The 16,951-nt window shown below is 42.6% G+C and carries 18 protein-coding genes; all 18 read left to right on the top strand.

The window, feature by feature from the left end; translation table 11 throughout:
• Positions 1–2 precede the first annotated feature (2 nt).
• The 18 genes from smc (at position 3) to sucD (ending at position 16,896) form a co-directional block, all read left to right on the top strand.
• Positions 3–3,566, top strand: a complete 3,564-nt coding sequence (gene smc, locus J7I90_RS04255) for a chromosome segregation protein SMC (protein ID WP_214768556.1) — start codon at positions 3–5, stop codon at positions 3,564–3,566.
• Positions 3,567–3,592: 26 nt separating this feature from the next.
• On the top strand, positions 3,593–4,609 hold the full coding sequence (gene ftsY, locus J7I90_RS04250; protein ID WP_214768550.1) for a signal recognition particle-docking protein FtsY: 1,017 nt from the start codon (positions 3,593–3,595) through the stop codon (positions 4,607–4,609).
• 47 nt (positions 4,610–4,656) lie between these two features.
• Positions 4,657–4,782, top strand: coding sequence for a hypothetical protein (locus J7I90_RS27680; protein ID WP_285289406.1), 126 nt, complete (start codon positions 4,657–4,659; stop codon positions 4,780–4,782).
• Positions 4,783–4,825: 43 nt separating this feature from the next.
• On the top strand, positions 4,826–5,158 hold the full coding sequence (locus tag J7I90_RS04245) for a putative DNA-binding protein (protein ID WP_034313718.1): 333 nt from the start codon (positions 4,826–4,828) through the stop codon (positions 5,156–5,158).
• Between the two features lie 11 nt (positions 5,159–5,169).
• Positions 5,170–6,510 (top strand): signal recognition particle protein, encoded by a 1,341-nt coding sequence (gene ffh, locus J7I90_RS04240; RefSeq protein ID WP_214768543.1) that lies wholly within the window; start codon positions 5,170–5,172, stop codon positions 6,508–6,510.
• Positions 6,511–6,662: 152 nt separating this feature from the next.
• Positions 6,663–6,935: a 30S ribosomal protein S16 gene (rpsP, locus tag J7I90_RS04235; protein WP_048684918.1), complete on the top strand. Its 273-nt coding sequence runs from the start codon at positions 6,663–6,665 to the stop codon at positions 6,933–6,935.
• Positions 6,936–6,948: 13 nt separating this feature from the next.
• Positions 6,949–7,179, top strand: a complete 231-nt coding sequence (locus J7I90_RS04230; protein ID WP_214770057.1) for a KH domain-containing protein — start codon at positions 6,949–6,951, stop codon at positions 7,177–7,179.
• Positions 7,180–7,400: 221 nt separating this feature from the next.
• Positions 7,401–7,787: a YlqD family protein gene (locus tag J7I90_RS04225; RefSeq protein ID WP_034313711.1), complete on the top strand. Its 387-nt coding sequence runs from the start codon at positions 7,401–7,403 to the stop codon at positions 7,785–7,787.
• 10 nt (positions 7,788–7,797) lie between these two features.
• Positions 7,798–8,316 carry a ribosome maturation factor RimM gene (rimM, locus tag J7I90_RS04220; RefSeq protein ID WP_034313708.1) on the top strand — a complete coding sequence of 173 codons (519 nt, stop codon included), beginning with the start codon at positions 7,798–7,800 and terminating at the stop codon, positions 8,314–8,316.
• Complete coding sequence (trmD, locus tag J7I90_RS04215; protein ID WP_048684912.1) at positions 8,316–9,050, top strand: tRNA (guanosine(37)-N1)-methyltransferase TrmD; 735 nt, start codon at positions 8,316–8,318, stop codon at positions 9,048–9,050. The genes rimM and trmD overlap by 1 nt, the downstream gene beginning before the upstream one ends.
• Before the next feature lie 130 nt (positions 9,051–9,180).
• A complete protein-coding gene (rplS, locus tag J7I90_RS04210) occupies positions 9,181–9,528 on the top strand; it encodes a 50S ribosomal protein L19 (protein ID WP_034313702.1) in 348 nt (115 codons plus the stop codon).
• A 218-nt stretch (positions 9,529–9,746) separates the two neighbouring features.
• Complete coding sequence (gene lepB, locus J7I90_RS04205) at positions 9,747–10,307, top strand: signal peptidase I (protein ID WP_214768542.1); 561 nt, start codon at positions 9,747–9,749, stop codon at positions 10,305–10,307.
• 17 nt (positions 10,308–10,324) lie between these two features.
• A complete protein-coding gene (gene ylqF, locus J7I90_RS04200) occupies positions 10,325–11,203 on the top strand; it encodes a ribosome biogenesis GTPase YlqF (RefSeq protein ID WP_214768541.1) in 879 nt (292 codons plus the stop codon).
• Positions 11,204–11,352: 149 nt separating this feature from the next.
• Positions 11,353–12,135, top strand: a complete 783-nt coding sequence (locus J7I90_RS04195; RefSeq protein WP_396020080.1) for a ribonuclease HII — start codon at positions 11,353–11,355, stop codon at positions 12,133–12,135.
• A 14-nt stretch (positions 12,136–12,149) separates the two neighbouring features.
• Entirely contained in the window at positions 12,150–14,069 is a 1,920-nt protein-coding gene (locus J7I90_RS04190; RefSeq protein ID WP_214768540.1) for a hypothetical protein, read from the top strand.
• Positions 14,066–14,338, top strand: coding sequence for an EscU/YscU/HrcU family type III secretion system export apparatus switch protein (locus J7I90_RS04185; RefSeq protein WP_214768539.1), 273 nt, complete (start codon positions 14,066–14,068; stop codon positions 14,336–14,338). Before J7I90_RS04190 ends, J7I90_RS04185 begins: the two co-directional genes overlap by 4 nt.
• A 476-nt stretch (positions 14,339–14,814) precedes the next feature.
• Positions 14,815–15,975 carry an ADP-forming succinate--CoA ligase subunit beta gene (gene sucC / locus J7I90_RS04180; protein WP_214768538.1) on the top strand — a complete coding sequence of 387 codons (1,161 nt, stop codon included), beginning with the start codon at positions 14,815–14,817 and terminating at the stop codon, positions 15,973–15,975.
• A gap of 18 nt (positions 15,976–15,993) precedes the next feature.
• Positions 15,994–16,896, top strand: coding sequence for a succinate--CoA ligase subunit alpha (gene sucD / locus J7I90_RS04175; RefSeq protein ID WP_214768537.1), 903 nt, complete (start codon positions 15,994–15,996; stop codon positions 16,894–16,896).
• The last annotated feature ends 55 nt before the right edge of the window (positions 16,897–16,951 follow it).

Raw genomic sequence — 16,951 nt, 5'->3', positions numbered from 1 at the left:
TCATGTTCCTCAAACGTTTGGACGTTGTAGGATTTAAATCTTTCGCAGAGAAAATTTCGATAGATTTTGTACCTGGTGTCACGGCAGTGGTTGGACCAAACGGAAGCGGTAAAAGTAATGTGACCGACGCAGTCCGGTGGGTCCTTGGAGAGCAGTCTGCGAAATCACTGCGTGGAGCAAAAATGGAAGATATCATCTTTTCGGGAAGTGACACGAGGAAAGCGTTGAATTTTGCGGAAGTATCATTGACCCTTGATAACGAGACCAATTCCCTGCCGATCGACTTTCATGAAGTCAGTGTGACAAGACGTGTATATCGATCGGGAGAAAGTGAATTTTTCATTAATAATCAAGGTTGCCGTCTGAAAGACATCATAGACCTTTTCATGGATTCCGGTCTTGGGAGAGAAGCGTTTTCCATCATCAGCCAAGGGAAAGTAGAAGAAATCCTTAGCAGTAAGGCTGAAGAAAGACGAGTGATTTTTGAAGAAGCGGCCGGTGTCCTGAAGTATAAAACGAGAAAACGAAAAGCGGAATCGAAGCTGACGGAAACACAGGATAATTTAAACCGTGTCCATGATATCCTCCATGAATTGGAGGGGCAGGTGGAGCCGTTAAAAATTCAGTCTTCCCTCGCCAAGGAATTTTTGGCGAAGAAAGACGAACTAGAGCAAATAGAAGTGGCTTTAACCGTTTATGAAATTGAAGAGCTTTATGAAAAATGGGAAAAACTATCACAGGAACTTGAAAAACATAATGAAATGGAACAGCAAATGGCAGGACAGCTTCAGGACAGGGAAGCGCATCTCAAAAAGCTAAGGGATAGTCTAGCGACGCTTGAGACATCGATCAATGGCCTGCAGGAGATTCTCCTTAATGCCAGCGAAGAACTTGAAAAGCTTGAAGGCCGTAAAGAAGTTTTGAAAGAACGGAAAAAAAATGCCGCCCAAAACAAGTCACAGCTGGAAAAAGCGATTGTGGAAGGTGAGGCTGCTGTCGAGCGGTTGACTTTGCAAAAGGAAAGAGAAACGGAAATCCTGCATGCACTGAACTTGGAAGTGAAAGGGATTTCTGAAACCTTACATGAAAAACAAAAAAGCCTCGGCCTTTTCAATAGTGATATAGAAGCGGTGATCGAAGCGAAAAAGAGTGACTATATCGAGTGGTTGAACAAGCAGGCCACGGCCAAAAACGAAAAACAATACCTGCTTCAGCAGCTTGCGCAACAGGAACATAAAAATGCAAAACTTGATATGGAAAATGAAAAGTTCTTAACTGAAAGAATGGATATCACTGCTAAAAAAATGGAATATTCACAGCTGATGGACAATATGACCAAGCAGCTTGAAGAGCATGTCACTTATTTCCGAAATCAGCAGAATAAATTGAATGCGGCAAAAGATTCGTATCAAAAACAAGAAACCACCCTTTATAAGGCCTATCAATTCCTTCAACAGGCTAAATCGCGTAAGGAACTGCTTGAAGAAATGGAAGATGATTATGCAGGCTTCTTTCAGGGTGTAAAAGAGGTTTTGAAAGCGAAAGAAACCCTTCGAGGCATTGAAGGGGCAGTTGCGGAATTGATAAAGGTTCCTAAGGAGTATGAAACGGCCATTGAAACGGCTTTGGGCGGAGCGATGCAGCATGTTGTCGTGGAACGCGAAGAGCATGCACGGGAAGCCATTTCCTTCTTGAAGAAAAATAGGTACGGGCGTGCGACTTTCTTGCCTTTATCAGTCATTAAGGCAAGAGAGATATCAGCTAACCAATTATCGATGCTGAAGAGCCATTCAGCTTTTGTAGGGACTGGTTCCTCATTGATCCAATATGATGATAGGCATGCAGCGATTGCTGAAAACTTATTAGGAACAGTGATTATCACCACGGATTTAAAAGGGGCAAATGACCTGGCGAAAATGATGCAGCACCGTTTCCGTTTCGTAACACTTGAAGGGGATATCGTCAATCCAGGTGGTTCAATGACTGGTGGAGCCTTAAAGCAAAAAACGACCTCCCTGCTTTCAAGGAAAACTGAATTGGAGGAGCTTCAACAAAAACTTGCTGCAATGGAAGTGAAAACGAATCAGCTTGAAAAGCAAGTCAAACAGCTCAAAGTGGATGTCGGTGTTCAAGAGCAAACGCTTGAACAAACCAGAAAAACGGGAGAGAGACTTCGGTTACAAGAACAAACCCTTAAAGGGGAACTCCGTGAAGTGGAGCTTCAGGAAAGAAATGTGAATGAACGGCTGCATCTTTATGATTTGGATAAAAATTCATATTTAGAAGAACAACAGCAAAAAAAGGCAAGACTTGAAGAGCTGGAAGAACTTTTGGAATCATGTAAATCGGAAATTGAAGGTCTGGACCGGTTGATTTCCGAAATGACCGAACAAAAGCAATCACAACAATCTTCAAAAGAGAGCCTTGCTGAAGAAACGAATGAACTGAAGGTAATGCTGGCTTCCAAGCGTGGCCAGCTGCAAAACCAAAAAGAGAAGATGGAACGCATTGAATCGGATCTTTCTAAGGAATCAAGCAGGCTTGCGGAAAACAAAGATGATTTAGGGCTCCTTACCAATGAAATGACAGACAGTTCAAGCGGGGAAGAGTCCCTGGAAGATATGGCTCAGCAGAAATTGCTCGATAAAAATGGGGCAATTGAAGGAATCACCATAAAAAAACAGGAAAAAAACGAGCTTCTAATGGAAGTTGAAACGCTCGAACTGTCCTTGAAAGAAGAAAATCGACTTTATAGAGGCATTGTCGAAGTGATAAAGGATGAAGAAGTGAAATTAACTCGTCTGGATGTCGAACTGGAAAATCGCCTCGACCACTTGCGAGAAGAATATACCCTTTCCTTTGAAGGTGCTAAAGAACGGTATCCATTGATGATGCCTGCCGACGAAGCTCAAAAAAGGGTGAAGCTCATCAAGCTTGCTATCGAGGAACTGGGTACGGTGAATTTAGGTGCAATTGATGAATATGCACGTGTAGCTGAACGCTATGAATTCCTTCTTATTCAAAAGGAAGACCTTCAACAGGCGAAAGATACATTATTCCAAGTCATCGATGAAATGGATGATGAAATGAAACGGCGCTTTGCGGATACTTTCTATTCGATCCGTAAAGAATTCGAACAAGTCTTCAAAGCTTTATTTGGCGGAGGCAGGGCTGAGCTGAAACTGACGAATCCTGATGATTTGCTAAATACAGGGGTGGATATCATTGCGCAGCCTCCCGGAAAAAAACTGCAAAATTTGAGCCTCTTATCCGGCGGAGAACGGGCATTGACAGCCATAGCCCTTTTATTCTCGATTCTAAAAGTGCGTCCTGTTCCTTTCTGTATCCTTGACGAAGTCGAGGCAGCGCTAGATGAGGCGAATGTCGTCCGGTTCAGCCAATTTTTAAGAAAGTTCAGCAGGGAAACGCAGTTCATCGTGATTACTCACCGCAAGGGCACGATGGAAGAGGCAGATGTCCTATATGGCATTACGATGCAGGAGTCAGGTGTCTCCAAACTTGTTTCTGTCCGGATGGAAGAATCAGAAAACTTTATGGAAGTTTAAATTCATGAATTAGAGGAAGTGGGACAATGAGTTTTTTCAAAAAGTTAAAAGAGAAATTTACGATTCAGGAAGAAAAAGAAAAATCAGTTGAAGCAGAAGTATCCATTGGGGAAAAATTCAAACAAGGTTTGACAAAGACGAGGAATTCCTTTACTGGAAGGGTTAATGAACTTGTTGCCCGTTATCGGAAAGTGGATGAGGACTTCTTTGAAGAACTTGAAGAAATCCTGATACAGGCTGATGTAGGCTTTGATACTGTTATGGAATTGATTGATCAATTAAAAATGGAAGTCAAGCTTCGCAATATCTCTGATACGAGGGAAGTGCAGTCCGTTATTTCCGAAAAACTTGTTGAAATCTACCAAGGTGATGATGAAGCGACTTCAAGCCTGAATATACAAGAAGAAGGTTTGACGGTCATTTTATTTGTAGGGGTTAATGGGGTAGGTAAAACGACGACCATTGGTAAACTCGCCCACAAATTCAAAACAGAAGGGAAATCTGTCGTATTGGCTGCAGGGGATACCTTCCGTGCCGGTGCGATTGAACAGCTTGAGGTTTGGGGTGAGCGTGTCGGTGTAAGTGTAATCAAACAGGGTGAAGGCTCTGACCCAGCTGCTGTCATGTTCGACGCCATTCAGGCCGCCAAGGCACGAAAAGCGGATATCCTTATCTGTGACACTGCCGGTCGCTTGCAGAATAAAGTCAACTTAATGAAGGAATTGGAAAAGGTGAAACGTGTAATTGAACGTGAAGTACCAGGTGCACCACACGAGGTGCTGCTTGCCCTTGATGCTACAACTGGGCAAAATGCCCTTATCCAGGCCAAAACATTCAAGGAAGCGACAAATGTTTCCGGTATTGTTTTAACAAAGCTTGATGGCACCGCAAAAGGTGGAATCGTTTTGGCGATTCGCAATGAATTGGCCATTCCCGTTAAATTTGTCGGGCTAGGTGAAAAAATGGATGATCTACAGGAATTCGATGCCGAGAAATATGTTTATGGCCTTTTTGCTGATATCATCGATAAAGAAGAGGTTTAAGTGGAAATTGTAAGCCGGAAGAGTTCATTCTCTTCTGGTTTTTTACTATGAAAATTGGAGGACCAATTGATGAAAGGTCCAAAAAAGAAGCGGAAAATGAAAAAAATAATGCTTTGCAAACACGTGGTAAGGAGTTTAACTTGACATCAAATAAACAAGGCTTTACAATATAAACTTGTAAAGGGTTTTCACTTAACAGCAGGGAGGCTTGCTAAGATGCTTGAAAAGACAACGCGGATTAATTATTTGTATGACTTTTACCAATCGTTGTTAACAGAGAAGCAGCAGAGCTACATGTCCCTCTACTATCTGGATGATTACTCTCTTGGCGAGATTGCCGATGAATACGAAGTCAGTAGGCAGGCAGTCTATGATAATATAAAAAGAACAGAAGCGATGCTTGAGGAATATGAAGCGAAGCTATTGTTATTTCAAAAATTTCAAGAGCGTAACCAGTGGATTGCGAATATGAAGGGACTCATAGAAAAGGAATCCTTTTCAAAAGAGAAGCTGCTAGACGCAATCACAACGCTTGAGAAGTTGGATTAGGAGGCGGCAATATGGCATTTGAAGGATTGGCCGACCGACTGCAGAGCACGATGCAAAAGATCCGTGGAAAAGGGAAGGTCAACGAAGCGGACGTTAAAGAAATGATGCGTGAAGTTCGATTGGCCCTGCTTGAAGCGGATGTTAACTTTAAAGTCGTGAAGGATTTTGTAAAACGTGTCAGTGAACGTTCGGTAGGTCAGGAAGTGCTGAAAAGCTTAACCCCCGGTCAACAGGTAATTAAAGTAGTTAAGGAAGAATTGACTGAGCTGATGGGCGGCGAACAGAGCAAGATTGCCGTTGCCTCGAAACCACCGACTGTCATTATGATGGTAGGTCTTCAGGGTGCTGGTAAAACGACGACCACAGGAAAGCTTGCCAATCTTCTTAGGAAAAAATACAACCGCAAGCCATTGCTCGTTGCGGCTGATATTTACCGTCCGGCGGCGATTAAGCAGCTTGAAACACTTGGCAAACAATTAAGCATGCCTGTTTTCTCCCTTGGGGACCAGGTCAGCCCTGTTGAAATTGCCAAAAAGGCAATTGAAAAAGCTAAGGAAGAACATCATGATTATGTATTGATTGATACTGCAGGCCGTCTTCATGTGGATGAAAACTTGATGGGCGAACTGAAGGATATCAAAGAGTTGACTAACCCTGATGAAATCTTCCTGGTTGTCGATGCGATGACAGGTCAGGATGCGGTCAATGTAGCCCAAAGCTTCAATGAACAGTTAGGCCTGACAGGAGTCGTATTAACGAAACTTGATGGGGATACACGTGGTGGTGCGGCACTTTCAATTCGTTCAGTCACCGACACGCCGATCAAATTCGTCGGTATGGGTGAAAAACTGGATGCACTTGAAGCGTTCCATCCAGAAAGGATGGCGTCAAGGATCCTCGGCATGGGTGATGTATTGACCCTTATCGAAAAAGCACAGGCCAATGTAGATGAAGAAAAAGCGAAAGAATTAGAGAAAAAGATGCGTACCGCCACTTTTACCTTTGATGATTTCCTTGATCAGCTTGGTCAGGTGCGGAATATGGGACCGCTTGATGATATTCTGAAAATGATTCCCGGTGCGAATAAAATGAAAGGGATGGACAACCTTCAGATCGATGAGAAACAGATCGGTCATGTTGAAGCTATCATCCGTTCAATGACAACGCATGAAAAGGAACATCCGGAAACCATGAATGCATCCCGCAAGAAGCGGATTGCAAAAGGAAGCGGCAGATCGATTCAAGAAGTGAACCGTCTACTGAAGCAATTCGAAGAAATGAAGAAGATGATGAAACAGGTCACGAACATGCAAAAAGGAAAGAAAAAGGGATTCAAATTCCCGTTCATGTAAGGTTTATTTCAGGTCTGAACTGAGGCGAATACGGGTCGAAGCCATGTATTTCAACACTTTTTTTACCTGTTAAGAAAAAAACCTTTACAAACATGCAAGACATTTGATATTATACTATCTTGTGTGAAACTATTCGGAGGTGCTTATTTAAAATGGCAGTAAAAATTCGCTTAAAACGTATGGGAGCTAAAAAATCTCCTTTCTATCGTATTGTAGTTGCAGATTCTCGTTCACCACGTGACGGACGTTACATTGAAGTGGTAGGAACTTATAACCCGGTTGCTCAACCAGCTAAAGTTGAAATCAACGAAGAGCTTGCTCTTAAATGGTTACAAGATGGAGCTAAACCATCTGATACAGTTCGTAACTTATTCTCTACACAAGGCATCATGGAAAAATTCCATGTTGCAAAAAACAGCAAGTAATCGACGGTAGTTGATGAAAGCACTTATTGAAACGATTGTTTCAGCACTTGTGGATTATCCGGAAGAGGTCATCGTGACCTCCAAGGAAGAATCCGACCGGATTGTTTATATCCTCTCCGTTCATAAAGAGGATATGGGCAAGGTAATCGGTAAACAAGGGCGTGTTGCTAAGGCGATTCGGACTGTGGTATATGCAGCAGGATCTTCACAGCAGAAGAAAATCCATTTGGAGATTTCCGAATAAGGAGGGTTAATACCCCTCCTTTTTTTGTACTTCAAGAAAGTGAAATTTCTACTTGGATCCTAATTGAATAGACCCGGACTTTAAACTTTACGCCTTTTTAAGACGCATCTTTTACCGATTTACGTTATACTTAAGAGAATGACCCCCATTTCAAAAAGATTACCCCATCATACATATTTTTTGAAGGAAATAAGAAATCATAGATAATAGGAGGTGCTGGAATGAAAATTCTCCAAAATGTAATCGTTAACCAAGTATTAACGGAATCCAGCAAGAATCAGCTCCTCGAGAAATACAAGTCAAAACGCCTTCAGCTTCAAAAAGAGAGTGAACAGCTTCGCTTTGAACTGAAAAAACTTGAAAAAACAAGAACTCTCCAACCTGCTAGTCTCCGTGCTCATTTTGAAAAAGAAATAAACCAGAGGCAAGAAAAAATTAAACTGCTTGAATTTCAAATGGAGCAGTTGGAGATCCTTCCCGCAGGTAGTGAATTGAAGGAACGGGAAGTTCAAAGTATCATTGATGTGGAAATTGGGGCAGATTGGGACGAAATCATGGCAACGAAGACCATTGTCATAAAAGATGGAATCGTCTCGGAAATTCGTTAGAGGTGAAAGAATGGAAAAATGGTTTAATGTAGGTAAAATTGTCAACACACATGGTCTTTTAGGAGAAGTCCGTGTAATTTCTTCAACAGACTTTCCAGAAAAACGATACAAAGTCGGAAATACTCTGTATCTGTTTAGGGACACGGAGAAAAAACCCCTGCCCCTCATCATCAGGTCGCATCGCACCCATAAAAACTTTAATCTATTGACGTTCGAGAATTATTATAACGTCGGACAGGTCGAGGCATTTAAAAACGGGGTCCTGAAAGTGAAGGAAGCACAGCTTGGTAAATTGGACGAAGGTGAGTTCTACTTCCATGAAATCATCGGCTGTTCGGTATTTACGGATGAAGGAATGGAAGTTGGGGAAATCGTTGAGGTTCTTACGCCTGGTGCCAATGATGTTTGGGTCATTAAGAAAGCTGGCAGTAAGGACATCCTGATCCCATATATTGAACAAATTGTTAAAGAAGTGGATATTTCCGCTAAAAAGGTAATCATTACACCGATGGAAGGACTTTTAGACTGATGAAAATCGATGTGCTTTCGCTTTTTCCAGAAATGTTCGAAGGGGTATTTGGTTCGTCAATCTTAAAAAAGGCTGCGGAAAAGCAGGCTGTGAGCTATAAGGTGACCAACTTTCGAGATTATGCAGATAATAAGCATTCGACGGTAGACGATTATCCTTATGGAGGCGGTGCCGGAATGGTATTAAAGGCACAGCCGATCTTTGATGCTGTGGAAGCACTTAAAGGGCAAGGGGAGCTAACCCCAAGGGTGGTCCTCCTTTGTCCCCAGGGAGAGCGTTACACGCAGAAAAAAGCCGAAGAGTTTGCGGAAGAGGAGCATCTCATTTTCATTTGCGGGCATTATGAAGGGTATGATGAGCGCATCCGGGAGCATGTCGTAACGGATGAAATATCTATTGGTGACTTTGTACTTACAGGCGGGGAACTGGGCGCAATGGTCATTATTGACAGCGTTGTTCGCTTGCTGCCTGGCGTTCTGGGAAATGTTGACTCCCCGATTCTTGATTCCTATTCTTCTGGTTTGTTAGAGCATCCCCATTACACTAGACCTGCAGATTTCCGGGGGATGAAAGTTCCCGATCCGCTAATATCCGGGAATCATAAAAAAATCGATGAATGGCGGATGAAGGAATCTCTGCGCAGAACTTGGATTCGGCGTCCGGATTTGCTCGATAGTTATGAACTTTCGGAAGTTGAAAAAAAATTATTGTCCGAGATTAAAAAAGAAGACTGATGTCTATTGCATCGACGTTTAGAGTATGATAGGATATACCTTGTGACTTGGGCAAAATGCTCAGTCTTATAACGATGTTCCGCTGCAAACAATAAGTATTTGCAAGAGCGTCCAGGAGGAGTTGAAATCGATGCAAAATCTTATTAACGAAATCACAAAAGAACAACTTCGCTCAGATCTTCCATCATTCAGACCTGGTGACACAGTACGTGTACACGTAAAGGTTATTGAAGGAACTCGCGAACGTATCCAGTTGTTTGAAGGCGTTGTAATCAAACGTCGTGGCGGCGGAGTTAGTGAAACTTTCACAGTGCGTAAGATCTCTTACGGCGTTGGAGTAGAACGTGCTTTCCCTGTTCACACACCAAAAATTGCGAAACTAGAAGTTATCCGTCACGGTAAAGTACGTCGTGCGAAACTTTATTACCTACGCGAACTTCGTGGTAAAAAAGCACGTATTAAAGAAATTCGTCGTTAATTCTTCGAATATCTTCATGCGGGTTTACCATGATCCACATAAGGTGAATAACCAAACAGTATCATGCAAAAAAAGGGAGCTTGTTTATCAGGCTCCCTTTTTGCACTTTAAGAAACGATGAATGCACATAGGGTGAAAGCTATATAGAATCCTGCTCGCTATAGCGTCCGCAACATGTTAAAATAATTGTTGATATGCTTTAAAAAGGGTGGATAAGGATGGCGAAAAAGAAAAATGAATTGTGGGAATGGACAAAGGCGGTCATAATCGCGGTTATAGCGGCGACGCTGATTCGTTATTTCGTCCTGGCTCCTATTGTTGTGGACGGCAATTCCATGATGCCGACATTAAAGGATACGGACCGCATGATCGTTAATAAAATCTCCTATTCGATTGGCGAACCCAAAAGATTCGACATTATCGTTTTCGAAGCTCCGGAAGGCAAAGATTACATAAAGCGGGTCATCGGATTGCCAGGGGAAAAAGTTGAATATAGAAATGATACTCTTTACGTGAATGGAAAAGCTTATGATGAGCCATACTTGGATGAATATAAAAAACAATTGATTGATGGCGGGGCTTTGACGGAACCTTTTACATTAAGTGATGTCATAGAACAAGGAACGGTGCCTGAAGATCACCTATTTGTCTTGGGGGATAATCGCCGTTTTAGCAAGGATAGCCGCCATACTGGTGTAGGTGTCGTTCCTTACGATAAAGTGTTAGGAAAAACTAAATTAGTTTATTGGCCGATCGAAGACTTTCGATTGGCGGAATAGTAGGAAGGTGGATTCCATTGACAATACAGTGGTTCCCTGGCCATATGGCCAAAGCAAGACGGGAAGTAACAGAGAAATTAAAACTGATCGACATCATCTTTGAACTTGTGGATGCCCGGATTCCGGCATCTTCGCGAAATCCGATGATCGATGAAATCATTCAGCATAAACCAAGGGTTATCCTTTTGAATAAAGCTGATATGGCCGATCCGGCAAAAACGAATATGTGGCTGGAACATTATAAATCGCAGGGGAAAACGGCGATTGCCATTAACTCACAAGCAGGAAACGGTTTAAACCAGATTACAGCCGCATCCAAAAATCTTTTAAAAGAGAAGTATGAGCGGATGGAATCAAGAGGAATAAAGCCGAGAGCGATCCGTGCCATGATAGTCGGCATTCCGAACGTGGGGAAATCGACTTTAATCAATCGACTTGCCAAAAAGAATATTGCCAAAACAGGAAATACACCTGGAGTCACGAAAGCGCAGCAATGGATAAAAGTAGGTAAGGAATTGGAATTGCTCGACACGCCAGGGATTCTATGGCCGAAATTCGAGGATCAAGAAGTAGGTTTGAAGCTTGCGTTGACAGGTGCGATCAAGGATACGATTTTAAACTTGCACGAAGTCTCATTATACGGCCTTCGTTTTTTGGAAAAAGAATATCCGGAAAGATTGAAATCCCGTTATAACCTGGGAGTAATTCCACAGGAAACGCTCGAATTGTTTGATGCTGTCGGAAAGTTCAGGGGCTGTTTAGCATCTGGGGGCTTCATCGATTATGACAAAACCGCAGAGTTGGTCGTACGTGAAATCCGTTCAGAAAAGATGGGCCCGCTTACGTTCGAGGTTCCTTCGGATTATGAAAAAGATGATATCCCCGAAGAAAATTAACATTGACTTGAGTGTTGTAATACGGAGCTGGAGTTGGATGTCGAAAAGATTTTATCTTTTTGATGTCTCTTTTCCGCTCCGTATTTTTGTCTGAACTGTAGAATAGAAGCAAGACTGCCGATAATTAAAATGATGGGTGATAAAAGATGATAACTGCAATGAGCATTAAGGAAATCTCCTTAAAGTTAAAGACGATAAGAGAGCCTGAAGATTTATTTCTACAGAAATGCCGGGAGGACGGACGGAAGGGAGTAACCGACTTAGTAAACAAATGGCAAAGAACTTATGAAAAGGAACAACAGGTAAGGGATGCTTTCACGGAAATGACAGAGTTTGAAAGGCAATTACGGAAACAGGGGTTTTCCATTCTCGCTGGCATCGATGAAGTGGGAAGAGGACCTCTGGCAGGACCGGTTGTGACAAGTGCAGTCATCTTGCCTGATTCTTTTTATTTGCCAGGGCTTAATGATTCTAAAAAGATCCCGGAGTCAAAAAGGGAACAGTTTTATGAGATGATTTTAAAGGAAGCGATATCCGTAGGTGTAGGTGTTGTACATAGCGAAGTAATTGATGAAATCAATATATATCAAGCTACGAAAAAGGCAATGGTGGCAGCAGTGAACGATCTGTCAGAACTTCCGGATCATTTGTTGATCGATGCGATGGAACTGGATGTCCCGATTCCCCAGCTTTCGCTCATAAAGGGGGACGCAAGAAGCATTAGCATCTCTGCGGCATCCATAATAGCCAAGGTGACTCGTGATAGGATGATGAAGGAATATGGTGAAAAATATCCGGAATATGGTTTTGAAAAGCACATGGGTTACGGGACAAGCCAACATCTAGAAGCCCTCGACATACACGGGCTTACACCTTGGCATAGAAGAAGTTTTGCACCAGTTAAGGAAATCGCTGCGCGAACGAAGGAATAAGGGGGGGATGAGTGGTGCAATCCATAACAAGCAGTCAACCAGTAGCTTCACCCATTGAAATAAAAGGAATTGCGAGTTTGAAAAACGGGCAAATCCTTTTCGGGAAGGTGAATAAGGTTTTTCTTAACCAAACGGCCGAGGTACAGGTTGGCCATCAAAAAATGGTTGCCACTCTTGATATCCCGCTTCGTAAAGGAGTGAAGTATTGGTTTCAAGTGCAGCAACCAATTGAAGGGCGTGTCGTGTTAAAAGCTTTAGATTCCCCCAATTTGAACGTTTCTGGCATAAAGGGAACTGTTGCACAATTGATCGCTCACCTTGGCATAAAACCTGAACCGGCCGCAACCAAGCTTGCCGAATACCTGCTGACAAACGGCCTTCCGATAACCAAGGAAACTTTTCAATCCGCTTTGCAATGGTTAAAAGCTGCTGATGCTGAAGATGTTGGTCTGCCTGTAATAAAAACAATGTTCATTCAGCAACTGCCTTTTGTAAAAGGTGTATTTGATGCATTATTTACGGAGTCCAAAGGTGAACCTTTCCACAAACTCCTCAGTGGCTTCAGTCAGCAGCTGCAGGATGGGGGGGCAGTAACGAGGACTGCCTCCAAGCTAGTGGAGATATTGGACTCTTTACATGTTGCCAAACAGCACCAGCTTCAACAAATCGGTTTGCAAAAACTTTTGACCACTTGGCTGAATTCCGATTCAACACCAGAAATGAAATCCGGGGCATTTTCCCTGCTTCAAAAGACGGGTTTCGTTCCAGAGGGAATGACGGAATCCGTCTTTCTTGAAAGTTTAATGGATGGAGCTGAGGTTAGGTCCGGTATTCCTAAAAATTCAGCGATTGATAAATTAAACCAAGGATTGCAGCTGCTTTCCGAGGCTAAAGGCGGAGCATTTGCACAAGTTGAAGAAATCGAAATGGCTATTAACCGCATATTGAATAGTCATGATCATGAGAAGGCAAAACTGCCGAATGATATCCACTCGATGCAGAGAAAAAACATTTCTGCAGAAAAACTTACCCCTCTGGCCTTTCATTTAATCCAGAATGCTTTTGCCGAAGCGATAGCTACAAAGGCAGCAGGCGGAAAAATAGAAGTGAATGACCTTATTGGCTACTTGAATAAGGACACAGAGAAAGTAGCTGAGTCGAAGGGGAAAGTGGCTGAATTGCTGTTTCAGTCGCTTAATAAGCCTCCTGAGGCGCAATACGCTAGGATTAATGAGAAGTTGGTCCTTTCACATGTATTGGAAGCTGATTTTCAAACAATCGATTTCACCAATGGACCTTCTGTCGCACACCAACTGAAAGAAATGACCAAGATCCTTGGACTCCAGCTGGAACATGCACTCATTAATCTTCCAGGAGATGATATGGCGGGTTTCCCCAATGATTTAGAGACACTTAAACCGCTGCTGCTTAAATTGCTGAATGAGCAAATTCCGGCAGCTATCAAGGAGATGGCAGAACAAATCCTGAATCGGATTACTGCACAACAGATCCTTTCACAGGAAAACGGGCCGATTCAGAATTTACTCATTACACTTCCACTCAATCTGGGATCTACTCAAACGGATCTGACGTTACAATGGAGCGGAAGGAAGACAAAAGAAGGCAAAATAGACCCTGATTACTGCCGAGTCCTATTTTATTTAGAACTGGAGCGCCTTGAAGAGACGGTCATCGACATGCAGGTTCAAAACCGAATCATAAAAGTGACGGTCATCAATGGTCATGGTGCAACCCTTGAAGAGGCGGCCGGTCAATATCTTGACATCTTGAGAGAGAATCTTGGGAAAATGGATTACAGATTATCAGGAGTTTCGTTTGTAAATCCCGTATATGAAAAAGAGCGGGACCTTAGGGGGAAACCGATTCCTTTTTCAGAAGCAGGTCCATATAGTGGAGTGGATATTCGAATATGATAAATGATAAACGAAAAGAAGCCATTGCTTTAAAGTATGATCAAAAGACATCCAAAGCGCCCGTCATATTGGCCAAGGGGAAAGGGAAAACGGCTGAATCTATTATGGAAAAGGCCATGAAATTCGATATACCGGTCCAAAGGGACGAATCGCTTACTGCACTTTTAGGTCAATTGGATATAAATCAAATGATTCCGGAAGAATTGTATGGAGCTGTTGCAGAGGTATTTGCATTCATTTATAAAGTTGACAAGGACATGAATCGGTAGGAGACTAACCATTTGGTTTCGACAAAGGGTTTCTGTTGGTTTATGTAGAATATTAGGGAAATCACTGACATTTTTTCATTATATTAAAAAAATACTAAACTATTTGTTAAAGGACAAAGCCATGGCTTTGTCCTTTTGCTTTTCCTTTGAATCAAGACCAGGGTAACCGTAGTTTTTCATGAGAATATCTCTGGAGCAATAGATTGAAAAGGCTTTCATGGAAGCGTTTTTGATAAAAATATGACTCTTATTGTACTAGAATTGCAGATCAGAAATAAATGATATTAATAAGAAAAAAACACAACGGCGCAGAAGGTTTTTTCTATTTTATTAAAGGGTAAGGAAGTATATTATAATAATATTTCAAAAATTATGTGAAAGAATATTATGCACGAGGGAGAATTTTGTTGTAATATGATAGAGAAAACACGCATTAAATTTCAAAGTTGTTTTTTAGTAGATAAGGAGGATGGGAAATGAATATCCATGAGTATCAGGGGAAAGAGATATTGCGACAATACGGGGTATCCGTTCCAAATGGCCGGGTTGCCTTTACTGTTGATGAAGCAGTTGAAGCAGCGAAGGAGTTAGGTACGGAAGTTGTTGTCGTCAAGGCTCAAATTCATGCGGGCGGCCGCGGTAAAGCCGGCGGAGTCAAGGTAGCGAAGAATCTTGATGAAGCACGTACATATGCAGCAGAGATTCTGGGCAAGACACTGGTGACCCATCAAACGGGACCTGAAGGCAAGGAAGTTAAGCGTTTACTTATTGAAGAAGGCTGCGACATTACTAAAGAGTATTATATCGGGCTTGTCCTTGACCGTGCTACGGACAGTGTCGTATTGATGGCTTCTGAAGAAGGCGGTACGGAAATTGAGGAAGTGGCCGAAAAGACACCAGAGAAAATATTCAAAGAAGTAATCGATCCGGTTGTCGGCCTGACTGGTTTCCAAGCACGGAGGATTGCATTCAATATCAATATTCCGGCTTCACTTATAAATAAAGCTTCCAAACTGATGATTAACCTATATACAGCTTTCGTTGATAAGGATTGCTCAATCGCAGAAATCAACCCATTAGTGGTAACGGGCGACGGCGATGTAATGGCGCTTGATGCTAAATTGAATTTCGATGATAATGCGATTTACCGCCATAAGGACATCGCGGAGTACCGTGATTTGGATGAAGAGGATGCGAAAGAGATTGAAGCATCAAAACATGGATTAAGTTACATATCGCTTGACGGAAATATCGGATGCATGGTTAATGGTGCCGGGCTAGCTATGGCGACGATGGACATCATTAAACATTATATGGGAGATCCCGCTAACTTCCTTGACGTTGGTGGCGGCGCCACTGAGGAAAAGGTAAAAGAGGCTTTCAAAATCATCCTTTCCGATCAGAATGTTAAAGGCATCTTCGTTAATATCTTCGGAGGAATCATGAAATGTGACATCATCGCTACAGGCGTCGTGGCTGCTGCCAAAGAGCTTGGACTGGATGTCCCTCTTGTTGTTCGTCTTGAAGGAACGAATGTGGACCTTGGCAAAAAGATTCTAAAAGAGTCAGGTTTAAATATTACGGCTGCTGAATCAATGGCAGATGGAGCACAAAAAATAGTATCACTTGTAGGATAATAGGCAGGGGGGAACATAATGAGCGTTTATATTAATAGAGATACGAAAGTGATCGTTCAGGGAATCACTGGTGCAACAGCATTATTTCATACAAAACAAATGTTGGAATACGGCACGAAAATCGTAGGGGGAGTCACTCCGGGTAAAGGTGGAACAGAAGTGGAAGGGGTACCTGTATTCAATACAGTTTCCGAAGCTGTCACTGAAACCGGTGCGAGTGCATCTGTTATCTATGTACCGGCACCATTTGCTGCCGATGCAATTCTTGAAGCCGTGGACGCAGAACTTGATCTTGCCATTTGTATCACGGAACATATTCCTGTACTGGATATGGTCAAGGTGAAGCGCTACATGGAAGGCAAAAAAACTCGCTTGATCGGACCGAACTGCCCAGGTGTCATTACTCCTGAAGAGTGTAAGATTGGTATCATGCCAGGGTATATCCACAAAAAAGGCCATGTAGGCGTAGTTTCTCGTTCTGGAACTTTAACATATGAAGCTGTTCACCAATTATCTCAAGCAGGCATCGGACAATCTTCGGCTGTCGGTATCGGTGGAGATCCCGTTAACGGAACGGATTTCATTGATGTTTTAAAAGCGTTCAATGAAGATCCGGAAACACATGCGGTGATCATGATCGGGGAAATCGGCGGAACGGCAGAAGAAGAAGCGGCAATCTGGGTGAAGGAAAATATGACTAAGCCAGTTGTTGGTTTCATTGGTGGCCGTACGGCTCCTGCCGGTAAACGCATGGGACATGCTGGTGCCATCATCTCAGGAGGAAAAGGGACGGCTGACGAGAAGATCCGTGTCATGAACGAATGTGGAATTAAAGTTGCCGAAACTCCATCCGTAATGGGGGAAACATTGATTTCCGTTTTAAAAGAAAAAGATATTTACGAACCTTGTAAAACGCATTGATTTAAGCTGGGCCGACCTTTTTTTGGGTCGGTCTTTATTTCCTCGAATTTCCTCA

Origin of the sequence: Bacillus sp. ISL-57, from assembly GCF_018613135.1 — a bacterium.
GTDB lineage: Bacteria > Bacillota > Bacilli > Bacillales > DSM-1321 > Peribacillus > Peribacillus frigoritolerans.
Note: the sequence above shows the minus strand (reverse complement) of the source record. Positions and strands in the feature narration are given on the sequence as shown.

Bases quoted from the DNA above. Each gene is read 5' to 3' on its own strand.
- smc (WP_214768556.1), top strand. From the start codon at position 3: ATGTTCCTCAAACGTTTGGACGTTGTAGGATTTAAATCTTTCGCAGAG.
- ftsY (WP_214768550.1), top strand. From the start codon at position 3,593: ATGAGTTTTTTCAAAAAGTTAAAAGAGAAATTTACGATTCAGGAAGAA.
- J7I90_RS27680 (WP_285289406.1), top strand. From the start codon at position 4,657: ATGAAAATTGGAGGACCAATTGATGAAAGGTCCAAAAAAGAAGCGGAA.
- J7I90_RS04245 (WP_034313718.1), top strand. From the start codon at position 4,826: ATGCTTGAAAAGACAACGCGGATTAATTATTTGTATGACTTTTACCAA.
- ffh (WP_214768543.1), top strand. From the start codon at position 5,170: ATGGCATTTGAAGGATTGGCCGACCGACTGCAGAGCACGATGCAAAAG.
- rpsP (WP_048684918.1), top strand. From the start codon at position 6,663: ATGGCAGTAAAAATTCGCTTAAAACGTATGGGAGCTAAAAAATCTCCT.
- J7I90_RS04230 (WP_214770057.1), top strand. From the start codon at position 6,949: ATGAAAGCACTTATTGAAACGATTGTTTCAGCACTTGTGGATTATCCG.
- J7I90_RS04225 (WP_034313711.1), top strand. From the start codon at position 7,401: ATGAAAATTCTCCAAAATGTAATCGTTAACCAAGTATTAACGGAATCC.
- rimM (WP_034313708.1), top strand. From the start codon at position 7,798: ATGGAAAAATGGTTTAATGTAGGTAAAATTGTCAACACACATGGTCTT.
- trmD (WP_048684912.1), top strand. From the start codon at position 8,316: ATGAAAATCGATGTGCTTTCGCTTTTTCCAGAAATGTTCGAAGGGGTA.
- rplS (WP_034313702.1), top strand. From the start codon at position 9,181: ATGCAAAATCTTATTAACGAAATCACAAAAGAACAACTTCGCTCAGAT.
- lepB (WP_214768542.1), top strand. From the start codon at position 9,747: ATGGCGAAAAAGAAAAATGAATTGTGGGAATGGACAAAGGCGGTCATA.
- J7I90_RS04185 (WP_214768539.1), top strand. From the start codon at position 14,066: ATGATAAATGATAAACGAAAAGAAGCCATTGCTTTAAAGTATGATCAA.
- sucC (WP_214768538.1), top strand. From the start codon at position 14,815: ATGAATATCCATGAGTATCAGGGGAAAGAGATATTGCGACAATACGGG.
- sucD (WP_214768537.1), top strand. From the start codon at position 15,994: ATGAGCGTTTATATTAATAGAGATACGAAAGTGATCGTTCAGGGAATC.